The organism is Asticcacaulis biprosthecium C19, assembly GCF_000204015.1.
GTDB classification, from domain to species: Bacteria; Pseudomonadota; Alphaproteobacteria; order Caulobacterales; family Caulobacteraceae; genus Asticcacaulis; species Asticcacaulis biprosthecius.
This window is the reverse complement of sequence record NZ_GL883077.1, coordinates 1774696-1791044: the sequence shown is the minus strand read 5'-3', so window position 1 is coordinate 1791044 and position 16349 is coordinate 1774696. Positions and strand designations below refer to the sequence as shown.

The window sequence follows — 16349 nt, the reverse complement described above, 5'->3', positions numbered from 1 at the left end:
CGGTCAGTGCCCTGACACCCGGCGCGAAGGTCAATGAGCCGGACAGACTGGAATAGTCATTGATACTGGCCGTCTGAGAATTTGTCTCCCAGTTGACCGTCACCGCCGTAGCACTGACCTCATTGAGACGAATGATAAAATCGACAAACCCGGCGTCTTCGCCGACCACCACGTCATCGACCGATATCGTAACCGCCATGTCAGCCCCCTTTGAAAATACGGCTTACAACCTACAGGAGACGAACTCTCTCGCAAGCCGAAAGGAAGAATGAGCTAATATACCGCCAGGGATGTGCCCCACCCGCCACAATCAGAAACTGGCAGATCACCACACCATGTGCGCCAGCACATCCGCCTGAGTTGCACCGATCACCGTAATGGTGTTGCTGGCACTAAACGCAATCACCACATTGCCGCCGACCTGGGCAACCAGGCTATTATTGGCCACACCGCCGGTATAGGCATTGACATTGATTGTGTCGTTCTGCGCCGCGCTGAAGTCGGTGAGGGTGTCCTTGCCGCTGGCGGTCAGGAACAGGAAGGTGTCCGCCCCATCTCCCCCCGTCAGCGTGTCATGGCCCCCGGCACCATCCAACCCGTTGTTGCCGCTGTTGCCAGTGTGGGTATTAGCCAGCGAATTGCCGGTGCCGTTGATGTTCCCGGTCCCGGTCAGGGTCAGGACCTCCGCCGCCCTCCCGAAGAAGGAATAGGCCACCGACGAAAACACCGTATCGGTGCCTTGCCAATGCAATTCAGCGACATTGTCGTAAATGTTATCGACATAGTAGGTGTCGTCGCCCAGCCCGCCGGTCATCTTGTCACCGCCGCCGGCGCCATCGATCCAGTTGTTGCCCGCATTGCCGGTGATCGTATTGTTCAGCGAATTGCCGGTGATGCTGAGATCGTCCGTGCCATCCATGATCACGATTTCAATCGCCCGGCCGAACAGCGAATAGCTGAACAGCGTCACCAGCGTGTCTGTACCTTCGCCATGAAGCTCGTAAACCCGGTCGCCTGCAGAACGGACATTATAAGTGTCATCACCCAGGCCACCGGTCAGCCTGGCCTCGCCCCAGTCGGGGCTGCCGGCCAGGTAGTCATCGCCGGCGCCGCCGTCCATGACGTCATTTCCGCCGCCAGAGGTGAGCAGCCGATCGTCGCCCGCGCCGCCAAAGAAGGTATCCGAGCCGTTGTTGCCGATCATGCTGTTGTTCAGATCATTGCCGACGATACGGATGCCCAGATTGGTCGAGATGGAAGCCCGCTCGACAAAAGGCGCTAGGTTCATATCGAAGTCGGACTCCGTATGAAGGGAATCGTCGCCCTCGCCTTCCGCTTCTATGATGACATCACCATCGTCGAGTATGAAATACAGGTCGTCGCCCGTACCGCCGACCAGAGTGTCGGCTCCGCCCCTGCCGTAAAGCCAATCCCGGCCGGCCCCGCCTTCCAGCCGATTGCCGGTAGAACTGCCCATCAGCGTGTCTTCGAAAGCTGTGCCGATGGCATTTTCAAACTGCGAGATAATGTCCCGCCCACCGGTGTAGTTGTTCTGGGCATTGCCATTGCCCAGATTGACGCTGATGCGGCCGTTGAGATCGGCAAACGACACCGTGTCGAACCCGGAACCGCCGTAGAGGACGTCATTGCCGAGGCCTGCCAGAACCAGGTCGTTGCCGGCGCCACCGCTCAGGCTGTCGGCACCATTTCCGCCCAGCAGCGTGTCGTTGCCATCGCCCCCCGACAAGGTGTCATTGCCGTCACCCCCGGTGACGGAATCTGCCTCCGCGGTGCCGTCATAGGTGTCATTACCCGGCGTACCTGGAAAAACCGCCCCGATCACCGAAAAAATCGCCTTGCCCTTGGTCGCCATAAAACCCTCCCACGTCGAAACCAGTCCGGATGTGTAAAGGCAATATTTTACCTTGGCAATTCAACTTGCCGCGACGACCGCCGCTACCAAGCCATGTGCGCCAGCACGTCGGCCTGGCTCGCCCCGATCACCGTAATGGTGTTGCTCGCATCGAACGTAATGACGACATTCCCGCCGACCTGGGCAACCAGGCTGTTATTGGCCACGCCGCCGGTGTAGGCATTGACATTGATGGTGTCGTTCTGCGCTGCGCTGAAGTCATAGATGGTGTCCTTGGCGCTGCCAGCCTCGAAAAGGAAGATGTCCGCCCCTAAGCCACCCGTCAGCTTGTCCGGTCCGCCCTTCCCGTTCAGCGTATTGTTCCCGTCATTGCCGATCAGCGTATTGCTGTTCGAATTGCCGGTGGCGTTGATGTTGGCCGTACCCGTCAGCGTCAGGGTCTCGGCAAACCGCCCGGCAAGGGTATAGGTTACCGTCGAATAGATGAGATCCGTCCCGGCGCCACCGGCCTCGACAACATTATCGCCGGTATTCTGAACATAGTAGGTATCGTTGCCGAGTCCGCCGCTCAGCACATTGTTGCCGCTGTTGCCGGTCAGGGTGTTGTTGCCGGCATTGCCGGTGCCGTTGATCGCCGCGGTCCCGGTCAGGACCAGGCTTTCAACCTCGGCCGACAGGGTGCAGGTGACCGAGGCATTGACCACATCTCCCCCGCTGGAGGCCGCTTCGGTGACGACATCACCGACATCGTCGACGGCATAGCTGTCATTGCCGGTTCCGCCGATCATCGTATCGGCGCCCGCACTGCCATTGAGGCTGTCATGGCCAGCGCCTCCGTCCAGCGTATTGGCATTGGCATTGCCAACCAGGGTGTTGGCCAAGCCGTTGCCGGTCGCATCCACCGCCGCGTCCGTCAGGGTCAGGTTTTCGATCTGCTTGCCGGCCAGGCTGTAGGTCACCGTCGAGAACACCGAATCCGTCCCGGAGTTCGACGATTCCGACACGTGATCGGCGGCATTCTGGACATAATAGGTGTCATCGCCCAGCCCGCCGGCCAGGGTGTTGTTGCCGGCGTTGCCGGTCAGCACATTGTTCAGCCCGTTGCCGGTGCCGTTGATATTGGCCGATCCGGTCAGGGTCAGCCGTTCGACTTCACTGCCCAGCGTATAAGTGATGGCCGACTCGACCAGATCCCAGCCTTCGCCGATCGTCTCGGTGACCGTATCGCCAGTGGTGCTGATGACATAGGTGTCATCGCCCGCACCGCCGATCAGGGTATCCGCCCCGCCGGCCCCGCCGTCCAGCCGGTCGTTGCCGCCCAGCCCCGTCAGGGTGTTGTTGCCCGTATTGCCGGTCAGGGTCTGGGCCAGACTGTTGCCGGTGGCATTGATATTGGCAGCCCCGGTTAAGGTCAGGAACTCGATATAACGGCCGCTCAAGCTATAGGTCACCGTCGAGAAGATGGTGTCCGTGCCCTGGCCATTGGCTTCGGTGACGACATCTCCCGTATTGTCGACGCTGTAGGTGTCGTTATCCAGGCCGCCTACCAGGGTATCAGTACCCAGGCCGCCATTCAGGGTGTCATTGCCGTTGCCGCCATAAATGGCGTCGTTGCCGTCTATGCCATTTATGGAATCGCCGCCGTCATAACCATACATGGTGTCGTTGCCGGCGCCGCCGTCAAGCTGGTCGATCTGAAAGTTGCCATAGATCAGGTCGTCGCCATCCTGGCCAAAGGAGATGTTAAACCAGTCGGTGCTGGCATGGATCGTGTCATTGCCGGAGCCACCAAGTATGGAACTGTTGCCGCTGTCTCCAAACAGCTCGTCATTTCCCCCCCCACCGCTCAGCGTGTCCTGGCCGGCGCCGCCATGAAGCGTGTCGTTGCCGTCTTCGCCGAGAAGGGTGTCCTCGCCGGCCCCGCCGTCGATGTCGTTGGCGCCGCTGGTTCCGGTGACGGTGTCATTGCCGTCGCCCATAATGGCGTTTTCGAAGTTGATGAAAGATTCCGGCGAATAGTTCGTCACGCCCGTCGCCAGGTTGATGCTGTAGCCGTCATCCCAACTCGTGGTATCCAGCAAATCTGTTCCGGCCCCGCCATCCAGGGTTTCGTTGGCGCCGTTGTTTGCAAGAACAGTGTCATTGCCGTCTCCGCCCAGGAAAGTGCCATATCCGGAAGAGGTGATCACGTCGTCGCCTTCGCCACCATCGACCGAGTCCTCGCCATCAAAATCGGTCAGGGCAGTGACCGTATCATTACCCTCGCCCCCGTTGAGGGTGTCCGCTCCGCCGAAGCCGACGATCGAGTCATTACCCGCATTGCCGTAGATCTGGTTGGCGCCCGTCGTACCGATGAGGGTTTCCGAACCTTGCGTCCCCAGAACCCTTTCGAAGTTCAGAAGGGTCTCAGACCCGAAACCATCGGTATAGGTTCCGACCGTCAGGTCGATCACAATGCCATAATCGCCGAATATCCAGCTATAATCGAGCATATCGCTGCCATCACCGCCGTCATAGGTCGATCCGTAGAAGCTGGTCTGGGTCTGGATATAGTCGTCACCACCTTCGCCATACAGCTCGTTAACGCCATCACCGCCGTAGATGACGTCGTAGTTATCGCCGCCATAGATGGTGTCGTTGCCGCCACCGCCATAAAGGGAATCCTCACCACCCAGGCCATTCAGCATGTTCGCTGCGTCAGAACCCGTGATGACATCGGTTTGCGGGGCACCGATCACATTCTCGATCGAGATCAGGGTTTCTGTGCCGTAGTCATCGGCATAGGTCCCGTCCGCCAGGTTTATGGTCTTGGTCGACACCAGCAGGTAGGCATTGAACGTATCGACGCCATCACCACCATCGAAGGTGCTGCCGTTGTGCGTCAGATTGTTGTAGGTGATGTAATCGTCACCGTCACCGCCGCTGATCGAGTTGACGCCGCCAATGTCGTCAAAGGAGTCGTCCCCCGCACCGCCGGTGAGGGTATCATTCCCGTTGCCACCGGCCAGGGTATCGTTTCCATCATTGCCGGTCAGGCTGTTATCACCGTCATTGCCCGTAATCACATTGCCAAGTTCATTGCCAGTGCCGTCGATATTGCCACTTCCCGACAGGGTCAGGTTTTCAACATTGGCGCCCAAGGTGTAGGTGATGGTCGAAATGACCAGGTCAGTACCTTCATTTGGATTTTCGACGACGACATCACCCGGCACATTATAGGTGTCATCGCCGGCACCCGACATGATACCGGCATTTGGGGCTGACGGCACAGCGAGGGCAACGGCCGTCAGATTGGGATTGAGGACGCTATCCTTGATACGGATCTTCATGGCGGTGGCTCCCTGGCGTCACAGTGCCGGGCTGGCCGAAGTCGCCGCTGCCCGTCCATGCGAAATGATTTAAGGAAAATAACAGCGGTACGACGCCACCTTACCGCAGATTCAGGAAAGAATTAACCATAATTCCGCCCGGACAGCGAAATTTCTGTCCGCAAGACGCGACGGCCTCTGTCGCCGCCGCGCCCTTCAAAAACTACCACACCATATGCGCCAGGACATTCGCCTGAGTTGCGCCGATCACCGTAATGGTGTTGCTGGCATCGAACGTAATGACGACATTGCCGCCAACCTGAGCGACCAGGCTGTTATCGGCCACCCCGCCGGTATAGGCATTGACGTTGATCGTGTCGTTCTGCGCCGCGCTGAAGTCCAGAATCCGGTCGTCTCCACTACCCGTCTGGAACAGAAAGACGTCTCCGCCCTGCCCACCGGTCAGGCTGTCATTGCCACCCAAGCCGTTGAGGGTATTGTTGCGCCCGTTGCCGGTCATGTCATTGCCATGCCCATTACCTGTGCCGTGAATGGTCTTTGTTCCGGTCAGGATCAGGTTTTCGACGTAGGCATCCAAGGTGAAACTTGCCGATGCCTGGACCAGATCAGCGCCACCACCAGCCACTTCGGTCACGAGGTCGCCGATGTTGTCGACGGTAAAGGTGTCGTTACCCGTCCCCCCGATCAACGTGTCGGCGCCCGAACCACCATTCAGATGATCGTGGCCGGCCAGTCCGCTCAGGAGGTTCGCGCCGGAATTGCCGGTCAGAGCGTTGGCGAGGTTATTGCCAGTGGCATTCAATGCACCACTGCCGGTCAGGATCAGATTTTCGATCTGCTTCCCCGACAAACTGTAGGTGATCGACGAACTTACGGTATCCGTCCCCTGGCCGGCGTTTTCCAACACCAGGTCGGCGACGGTGTTAATGTTGTACTGGTCGTTACCGTCACCTCCTGCCAGGGTGTCGTCACCTCCGTCGCCCGACAAAATGTCATGCCCCGCACCGCCTGTCAGACTGTCGTTGCCGTCCATGCCCGACAGCACATCGTCGCCGCCCATGCCGTACAGGATATTGTTGCCGCTGTTTCCGGTGATATGGTTGCTCAGACTGTTGCCGGTGCCATTGACGGACGCGCCCTCAGTCAGGATCAGGTCTTCGATCACCTGGCCCGCCAGCGACCACGTAACCGTTGAACGGACCAGGTCGTTGCCCTGACCCGCGGTTTCGGTCACCCGATCGCCTGTGTCGTCGAGATAGTAGGTATCGTTGCCGATCCCGCCTGCCAGCGTATCCGCGCCGGCGTCACCCGTCATTCGGTCATGGCCGCCGCCGCCGGTGATCAGGTCGTCACCAACACCCCCGTTCAGGCTGTCGTTTCCGGCGAGGCCATACAAGGTATCGCCATAGGCGGATCCGGTGAGCCGAAGGGCTTCCGCGTCATGAACCTCCGAAACGCCGTTGGCGGTTATGCGGTAAACAACACCGACAACCTCGCTCACTACAGCGCCGGTCCAGGCGCTGTAGTCAGCGATCAGGAGGTCGGTACCGTCTCGGGCACCCCACGTAAACGCGCCCTGGGTCGCCGACACGATCAGGGTGTCGTTGCCATTACCGGTGTACAGGAAGCCGAGGCGTTCCATATTGCGAAAGTTGACGGCCCAGAATGGAGAAATGCCGGTTTCCGTAGCCGCCGCAACCGCGTTGAACGTGATATCGGTGGTTGCCCACCCGTACGAAACGTAGAGGGTATCGGTACCGGCGCCGCCATCCATAACCGTGCCGTAGCCCATGTAGCCGTCATAATGGAAGCTGTCGTCCCCGCCGGCACCGTAATATTCACCGCCAAGGTGGCCGCCATAGCCGCCATCGGCACCGAACCTGTCATCGAAGCGTGTACCCGTAATGACAACGGTGTCGACCATGTCGATACTGGATTGACCGTTTCCGTACTGGATGACGTAGCTGCCGTAGCTGCGGAAGGCCTGGATCGCCGTATCGAGGTCGCTGTAATCGACGACCAGACAGTTGTCGCCGCCCAAGCCCGTCCACTCGAAATGGCCCTGGGCACCGGATATGGTCAGGGTGTCGTCACCCTCGCCCGTTTGGAGATAGGCCAGTCTCTCGACCTTGCGGACCTGCAGACCCGCCCCGGCCACCATAAAGGTGTCGCCGGCGGCGAGGACGGCATTGTAATGGACATCCTCTTGCGCATCAGACAGGTCGATGTGAACCACATCGTTTCCGCTTCCGCCATCGATCGTGTCGTTCAGCGATATCTGCGAAAAACTATCGTCGCCGTCGGTGCCGAGCAAATTGTCGTGCTCGTCCGTACCTTCGAAGTTCGCCATGGCGCCTGTCCCTCCATCACACAACTCAACCTAACCGGCAGAGATTAAGGCGCTCTTACGACAGGTGTCCGTCACCACACCATATGCGCCAGAACGTCGGCCTGACTGGCGTTCAGCACAGTCACCGTATTGCCGCCACCCAGAGTGATCAGGACATTGGCTCCGGACTGATTGACCAAACCCGCATTGGCCACGCCGCCAGTATAGGCATGGATGTCGATGCTGTCGTTCTGCACAGCGCTGAAGTCGCTGACCGTATCCTTCCAGGTGCCGCCCAGGAAGAGGAAGACATCTGCCCCATCCCCGCCAGTCAGGATGTCGTTACCCACCCCGCCATCCAGCCGGTTATTGCCGCTGTTGCCCGTGAGGGAGTTGTTCAGCGAATTGCCCGTGGCGTTGATGTTGGCAGTCCCCGTCAGGGTCATGGCCTCGACCGCGCGGCCGAACAGCGAATAGCTCACCGAGCTGAACACGGCATCGGTGCCTTGGAAGTGCAGCTCCTGGACATTGTCCTGGACGTGATCGACATAATAGGTATCGTCACCCAGCCCGCCGATCAGCTTGTCCGCCCCGGCCCCGCCATCCAGCAGATTGTTGCCGGCATTACCCGTCAGCGTGTTGTTCAGCGAATTGCCAGTGCCGTTCAGATTGCTGCTTCCGGTCAGGGTCAGCGCCTCCACCGCACGACCATTCAGCGAATAGCTTACCGATGAAAGGATGGTGTCGGTGCCTTCGAGATGGTTTTCACCGACACTGTCGGCGATGTTGTCGACATAGTAGGTATCGTCGCCCAGCCCGCCCAGCAAACGGTCGCCGCCCGTCCCGCCATCCAGCACATCGTTGCCGGCCGCGCCGTCCAAAGTATTGTTGCCGCTGTTGCCGTTGAGGATGTTGTTCAGAGAATTGCCTGTGCCCGTCAGCTTTCCCGTCCCCGTCAGGGTCAGGCTTTCGACCGCCCGTCCGACCAGCGAATAGCTGACCGATGCAAAGATGGTATCCGTGCCTTCGAGGTGGTTCTCACCGACGCTGTCGGCGACGTTATCGACATAGTAGGTGTCATTGCCCAACCCGCCGACCATCCGGTCGCCACCGGCACCACCGTCGATGACATTGGCGCTCGCATCGCCCGTTAGTTTGTCGTTGAAACTCGAACCCGTCAGATTTTCAAAGCCGTTCAGCATATCGTAGCTCACGCCACCCGTCGTCTGCTGACCGCTCAATGCCAGAGATATGGTGACGCCGCTTGTCGCGTCGGCATAGCTGATGGTGTCGATACCGTCACCGCCGTCGAGATAGTCGTTGTAACCGGCGCCGCCCAGGATCAGGTCGTCGCCACCCCCACCCCAGACAAAATCGTTGTAGTCCGCGCCGATAACCGTATCGTTGCCATGGCCCATCATAACATCAGCGAATTCGACATTACGGATCACCGAACCGTTGGCCAGCGTCACCCCGGCCGCCGTCCAGGCCTGCGTCATATCGACAACAATGCTGATCTTCGAATCCTGCCACCGCAGTTGCAGCCCATCCAGTCCGTCGCCGCCGTCCAGCACATCCGTTCCACCGCCGCTGGACACCAGGTCATCGCCCAGATCGCCGAAGATCGTGTCATTGCCGCCGTCGTAGCCGTTGCCATCGCCACCCACCAGCACGTCCATCATCGCGCCGCCGGCCATCGAGTCATCACCTGCGCCACCGTAGAAGGTGTCCTGTCCGGCACCAACGCCCGTCAGGGTATCGTTGCCCTCTCCGCCGTAACCTGTGCCGGAAACACCCTCGGTCACAATCTGGTCGTCACCGTCCCAGCCCATAAGCGTTTCATCCGCTCCCGAGCCGCCAGTCAGGGTATCGTTGCCATCGCCGCCGGCCAGCCTGTCTGTGCCGTCACCGCCCTCGATCCGGTTGTCAGAGGCATTGCCGGTCAAATCGTCCATATAGGCGGACCCGATCAGGTTTTCGACGCCGGTGATCGAGTCAGATCCTGTCCCCACGAACAGGTTGACAGTCACGCCCTGTGAGGCGTTGGCGTAAGTCAGAGTATCAATTCCGGCGTCACCCAGGATAACATCGTAGCCATCTCCACCATCCAGAAGATCATCGCCGTCACCGCCAATCAGCGAGTCGGTTCCGTCGCCGCCAATAAGTGTGTCGTTGTCACCCCACCCCCGAAGCATATCATTGCCGCCACCACCGGCCAGACTGTCGTTCCCGGCATTTCCTGTCAGACGGTTTTCGCCGTCATCACCGATGAGGGTATCTGCAAAGTCCGAACCCAGCACGTTCTCGAAACCGGAAAGGGTGTCGTTGCCGGCGCCACCGGTTGCATGGGGAAACGCGCCGGAAAGGTCGACCACGACCCCCGCCAGGGCATCAAAATAACCCACCGAATCGTTCCCGGCCTCACCTTGCAGGAAATCGTCCCCGGCACCGCCGTTGATGCCGTCATTGCCTTCGCCGCCATAGATAACGTCATCACCGTCGCCACCGAACAGCGTATCATTGCCGTCCCCCCCGTAGAGGCTGTCGACATGGCCTTCGCCCGATATCGAATCATGGCCATCCCCCCCGGAAAGGTCGTCCGCGCCGGTCCCGCCGGTCAGGGTGTCATTACCGGCCTCGCCCTGCATAAGACTTCCGCCCGCTGTATCCGTCAGTACATCGGCGCCGTCGCCCCCCAAGAGGCTGTCGATGCCAGTACCACCATCCAGCGTATCATCGCCAACCCCACCGGACAGGGTGTCATTGCCGGCCTGTCCATACAGCGCATCGGCATCATCCCCGCCCATAAGCGTGTTGGCGTTGGTCCCGCCCGTCAACGTATCCGAGCCACTCCTGCCGTCCAGGCTGCGGGTGTAGTTGTCTGCCGTCAGTACGTCCGCGAAGTTCGAACCGATCAGATTCTCAATTTCAGAGTCTGGTCTTAGATCGACCGTAACCCCGGCAGTCCTGAGCTCGAAACTGACGGTGTCATTTCCGCTGCCTGCGTAAATATAATTGTGAATTCTGTCGTACGAACTTGCCGACATAAGCAGGTCGTCGCCGTCCCAGCCATCAAGGCGCCCCCATCCGTCGCCGCCGATCAGCGTATCGTTACCTTCCTCCCCATGAAGATCATCGCTGCCTGAGCCTGCCTGCATCCAGTCGTCGCCTATACCGCCGTAAACGTGTGCGTAATAGGCATTTCCAATAAAGGTGTCGTTACCCGATCCGAAATACAGGTCAATACGTTCAATACTGCGCAGGACAGTCCCGTTGGCCAAGGTAAACCCTTCTGCCGTTGCCGCCTGGATCATATCGAAGACGCTATTGACCGTACTGTCCCTCATGAAGGAGAACCGGATATGGTCAGAGCCATCGCCACCGTCGATCAGGTCGACCCCTTCTTCGCTGCTGAAGTAATCTTCGTAACCGCCACCGAAAAGTGTGTCGTTACCCGATCCGCCAGACAGAAAGTCGAGGTCGTCTCCGCCGATTAGGGAATCGTTCCCATCATCGCCGCTGAACGAGTGGGTGCCGGCAAAGCCCACTATGGTGTCGTTACCCTTGCCGCCATTTCCGGTTACGGAATAGCCAGACCCCGTCATCAGGTCCGCTCCGTCACCGCCGCTCATGGAGCTATTGCCGACACTCACGGATATGACATCGTCACCGGCTCCGCCATCGAGCGTGTCACTGCTGTCACCGCCGACACCGCCGGTGACTGTGTCATTGCCGTCACCGGTTGATACCCAGTCTTCTCTGGCACTCCCCACAAAACTGTCGCTGCCGGCGCCGGTCCACACATTGACGCGCTCGACATTGCGGACAAGTGTTCCATCAAACAGAACCTTACCGGTTGAGGTGTTTATACCGCTAAGGTCAATCGTCAGATTGGATGTTTCACTGCCAAGTGACATCACCATCCAATCCAAGCCTTCGCCGCCGTCCAGGGTGTCACCGCCCCCGGAGAACGCCAGGGTATCATTACCGATACCACCGTTCAGCGTGTCGGCTCCGGCAGTTACACCGCCGTCGCCGTTCAGATAATCATTGCCGGTGCCACCATCGAGATTATCGTTACCGTCGCCGCCGGTCAGCGAGTCGTTGGAAGAACCCCCTTGCAGACTATCGTTGCCAGTACCGCCATTGAGGGTGTCTGCGCCGTTCCCGCCCGATAGGAAGTCGTCTCCTCCTACCCCCGAGACGACATCATTACCGCCGGTACCCAGGTAGGTATCGTTTCCGTCCGTCCCTTCGTAGGTGGCCAGCATCACCGAGTCGCTGACCGCCAGAACCGGCGCACCCGACAACAGATCCAGTTGCAGCGCTGATTGATGCGCGTTATCGCGCTTGCCGGAAAGTGCGGACATAGTCTCCCCCATATGCAAAAAAGACAGGGAGAGACTACGCCAGGTCAGTCATTTTGAAAACGGTGTTTATATGCGGCTTCTGGTTACCACACCATATGGCTCAACACATCGGCCTGGCTGGCGTTCAACATGGTGACCGTATTGCCGCCGCCGAGATTGATCAGCACATTCCCCCCGGCCTGGCTGACCATGCCGTTGTTGGCCACGCCGCCGGTATAGGCATGGATGTCGATGCTGTCGTTCTGCGCGGCGCTGAAGTCCGCCACCGTGTCCTTGCCGCTGGCCGCCGAGAACAGGAAGATATCGGCCCCCAGACCGCCGGTCAGGCCATCATTGCCGGCCCCACCGTCCAGTTGGTTGTTGCCGGAATTGCCCGTGATCATATTGGCCAGCGAATTGCCGGTCGCGTTGATATGGGCCGATCCGGTCAAGGTCAGGATCTCGGCGGCCCGTCCGAACAAAGAATAGCTCACCGACGAGACCACAGTGTCGGTTCCCTGCCAGTGCTGCTCGACGACATTGTCGCCGGCATTGTCGACATAATAGGTGTCGTCACCCAGACCACCGACCAGTTTGTCCGCGCCCGCGCCGCCATCCAGCACATTGTTGCCGGCATTACCGGCCAGCGTGTTGTTCAGCGAATTGCCGGTGCCATTCAGGTTGCTGCTTCCCGTCAGGGTCAGCACCTCCGCCGCCCGGCCCAGCAGCGAATAGCTGACCGACGCAATGACGGTATCTGTCCCCTGCCAGTGCTGCTCGACGACGTTGTCGCCGGCATTGTCGACATAGTAGGTGTCGTCGCCCAGACCGCCAACCAGCTTGTCAGCGCCCGCACCGCCATCCAGCACATTGTGGCCCGACGTGCCGGCAATCGTGTTGTTGAGCGAATTACCGGTACCGTTCAAATTGCCCGTCCCCGTCAGGGTAAGGGTCTCCACTGCCCGCCCGGCCAGCGAATAGCTGACCGAAGCAAAGACGATGTCGCTGCCTTCGAGGTGGTTCTCACCAACACTGTCGCCGGCATTGTCGACATAGTAGGTGTCATCGCCCAGCCCGCCCAGCATGCGGTCGACGCCGACGCCGCCATCCAGCCGGTCATGGCCTTCGCCTCCGGTCAACAGGTTCTTGCCGCTGTTGCCATTGATGATGTTGTTGGCGCTGTTGCCGGTGGCGCTGAAGTCCCCGCTACCGGTCAGGCCCAGATGCTCAAGATTAGCGCCCAGGGTGTAGCTACGCGCTGCCAGCACCCATTCCGCACCTTCACCGGCCGCTTCGACAATGACGTCGTCGGCGTCGATGACGAAGACGTCGTTCCCAAGCCCCCCGATCAGGGTATCATTGCCGCCGGCACCTTCCAGCCAGTCATTGCCAATATTGCCGGTAATGACGTTGGCCAGGCCATTGCCGTTGCCGGTGAAATTGCCGGTACCGTTGAACTGCAGGTTTTCGACATTGGCGCTCAGGTTGAAGTTTACCAGCGTCCAGACCGTATCCGTCCCTTCTGACGCCTTTTCCGTCACCACATCACCGGCGTCGACGGCATAGACGTCGTCGCCCCAGCCACCCGCGAGGGTGTCATTGCCACCCCCACCGGCCAGCGTGTTGTTGCCGAGGTTGCCGGTCAAGCGATTGGCCAGACCATTGCCCGCACCGTAGAGATTATTGCCGCCCATCAGGACCAGGTTTTCGAAATTCGTCGTCAGTTGGTAACTGAACCAGGCGGCAACGGTATCATTGCCCTCGTCAGCCAGTTCCGTAAGGGCATCGTATTGCGAGTCGATGACGAGCAAATCGTCACCCGCTCCACCGGCCAGGCTGTCGTAACCTGTCCCACCGTTCAGGACGTCATTGCCTTCGGCGCCAAAAAGCCAGTCGTGGTCAGCGCCGCCGACAAGCGTATCGTGACCGTTCTTCCCCTCCAGATAGTCCGCACCGTCACCGCCGTCAGCCTGATCATTGCCGTCGCCCAGGCTGACAACGTCAAAGCTCAGGCCACCGACAAAGGTGTCATTTCCGCTTCCGGTATCACCTAAGCCGCGCTCGACATTGCGCGCGACCGTACCGTCAGCCAGGGTGATCCCCGTCGCCGTCGCCGCGACCGTCATGTCAATCAGCAGACCGGTGGTTGCCAATGCGCGGTAAAAGACGAAATTGTCTTGTCCTTCGCCGCCGTCGATGACATCCGCGCCACCGAACGTGGCGAGTATATCGTCGCCACTGCCACCTTCCAGTGTGTCATTGTCGAGGTTCGCTGAAATGGACGAAACCTCATCCGTAAGATAGTCGCCGCCATTGCCGCCGGCTAGCCGGTCGGCACCGCTGCCGCCGATCAGGCCATCGGTCTCATCACCACCGTTCAGGACATCGTCGCCGCTTTCGCCGAACAGTTGGTCGGATCCGCCAAGGCCTTCAACTGTATCATTGCCCGCGGCCCCATATACCGTGTCGTCGCCGCTGCCCCCGATGACGGACTCCGCCGCTTCATCGCCCAGGACATACATCCCCTGGCCTGCGACGCCGGTGGCTGAAAAATGGCGTTCCACTACCACATTCTGACCGTTATAGGCGGTCCAGGTGACAGCAAACCCGCCATCCGCCAGCGGCGCCAGATCGATACCGTACACACGGCCGCTATAGTCGCCCGAAACGCGCAGCGGGCTGCCCACGGCCTGCCCTGCGGCATTATAGACCTGAACCAGCACGCCGGTGGTCTCGCCCTGTCCCCAGCCGACCGCAAACCCGCCGTTCGACAGCTCGATGATGTCGACATTCGACAGCAATTCGCCCTCGGGCGCCGCGATATGAATTTCCTCCCCGACATGTACGCCTTCGGCATCGAAGCGTTGAAGGACGATAGCCGTGCCGGCGACGACGCCCGGCGTGTAGGAGTCCGCCGTCAGCCACGCCGCCAGCACACCGCCATCTGCCATGGCCACAGCGACCGGCAACAACTGGGCCCCCTCACTGACCGAATTCACCTGGAACTCGGGACCGACCGCCAGCCCTTCGGCCGTGAAAAGCCGGGCCGAAATGCCCAGGCTGTCGCCGTCATGCGTAGTGCTGGTCCAGGAGACTAAAAAGCCGCCATCGGCCAGCGCTGTCACCGTCGGCCTCAGCGTATAGACGTCGTTCCATTCGGTCGTTGCCAGGACCGTGGTATTGACCACCACCTCCTCACCGAACCCGTAGCCATCGTAGGGCCGCACGTGGATCGCCGGCTGGCCGAAGTCGTTCGACATCCAGGCGAAGACCAGATTGCCATTGGTCAGTTGCGCCATGGATGGGTACATCTGGTCGGTCGGTCGCCATGTGTTGACGACAAATTCCGCACCGGTGGGGACCCCGTCGGCGGAATAAATCCGGGCGACGACATTGTAGGTGAAATCACTGATGGAAATGTCCACGCCACCACTATACCAACTGATCGCGAAACCGCCGTTTTGCAGTGCCAGAACGGTACTCCCCGAGGCCCACCAACCGCCGGTGCTGACCAGAATTTCATCACCGACCTTAAGCCCGTGGGCATCAAAGCGCTGCGCCTGGATGCGCGCGCTCGAGCCAGATTCTCCCCAGACGACGACATAGCCGCCGTCCGACAACTGTGTCACCTGGCTCATCCCAGCGAAGGCATTGGGCTCGTCGGCGCCCAAACGGTCTGTGTGGCTGTAATAGCTCTGGGTCATAGCCCCCCCTGACATTATCGTGGCGGCACGGTGCCGCCCGTTGTTCCTGTGGCACGCCAAGTGGGACCGTTATGGAGACGTGACGCATCTGTGTGCGCCAATCCCCCTCTGCCTGTTCACCCCTCGTCGTCCAAACTCGAATATAGAACAGACTCACGCCCGGGAAAACCGAAATTCGTCAAGGCCTGCCAAGCCCACTATCGGCTTCGAAGCACCACGGTACTACCAGACCATATGGCTGAGGACGTCCGCCTGACTGGCATTGAGCACGGTGACCATATGGCCGCCGCCCAGATTGACGATAACGTTCGCGCCCGACTGCGTGACCATGGCCGCATTGGCCGCGCCTGCCGTGTAGGCGTTCACGTTGATGGTGTCGTTTTGGCTGACGGAGAAGTCAGTCACGGTGTCGTTGCCGCTGGCGGTTTCAAACAGGAAAATGTCAGCCCCCAGCCCGCCGGTAAGTTGGTCATTGCCGCCCCCCCCATTCAACCGGTTATTGCCGCTGTTCCCCTTCAGGATGTTATTGCCGGCATTGCCATTGCCAACGAAGTTACCGGTTCCGCTGAAGGCCAGATGTTCAACCTCGGCACCAAGGTTATAGCTGCGATTTGCCAGGACCCATTCGGTACCGCCGTTGGCCGCTTCGACCACGACGTCATCACCATCGATAACGAAAACGTCGTTGCCGAGACCGCCGGTCAAGGTGTCGTTGCCAGCCCCCCCGTCCAGCCAGTTGTTACCCGAATTGCCGGTTAGAATGTT

At 59.8% G+C, this 16349-nt stretch carries 6 protein-coding genes and 1 pseudogene; all 7 read right to left on the bottom strand.

All coding sequences use genetic code 11. The features are described from left to right. Window positions 1–199: Calx-beta domain-containing protein (locus ABI_RS08345; RefSeq protein ID WP_040308715.1), on the bottom strand; the 199-nt coding region annotated here is incomplete at its 3' end. 126 nt (window positions 200–325) lie between these two features. After that, window positions 326–1873, bottom strand: coding sequence for a calcium-binding protein (locus ABI_RS08340; protein WP_006272477.1), 1548 nt, complete (start codon window positions 1871–1873; stop codon window positions 326–328). Between the two features lie 83 nt (window positions 1874–1956). After that, a complete protein-coding gene (locus ABI_RS26175) occupies window positions 1957–5202 on the bottom strand; it encodes a beta strand repeat-containing protein (protein WP_006272476.1) in 3246 nt (1081 codons plus the stop codon). Window positions 5203–5404: 202 nt separating this feature from the next. Further along, a complete protein-coding gene (locus tag ABI_RS24705) occupies window positions 5405–7552 on the bottom strand; it encodes a calcium-binding protein (protein ID WP_006272475.1) in 2148 nt (715 codons plus the stop codon). Between the two features lie 71 nt (window positions 7553–7623). Then, a complete protein-coding gene (locus ABI_RS25040; RefSeq protein ID WP_006272474.1) occupies window positions 7624–11901 on the bottom strand; it encodes a beta strand repeat-containing protein in 4278 nt (1425 codons plus the stop codon). Window positions 11902–11984: 83 nt separating this feature from the next. Further along, on the bottom strand, window positions 11985–15584 hold the full coding sequence (locus ABI_RS25035) for a beta strand repeat-containing protein (RefSeq protein ID WP_006272473.1): 3600 nt from the start codon (window positions 15582–15584) through the stop codon (window positions 11985–11987). A gap of 222 nt (window positions 15585–15806) precedes the next feature. Then, window positions 15807–16349: pseudogene (locus ABI_RS25585) on the bottom strand (calcium-binding protein); the annotation flags it as partial.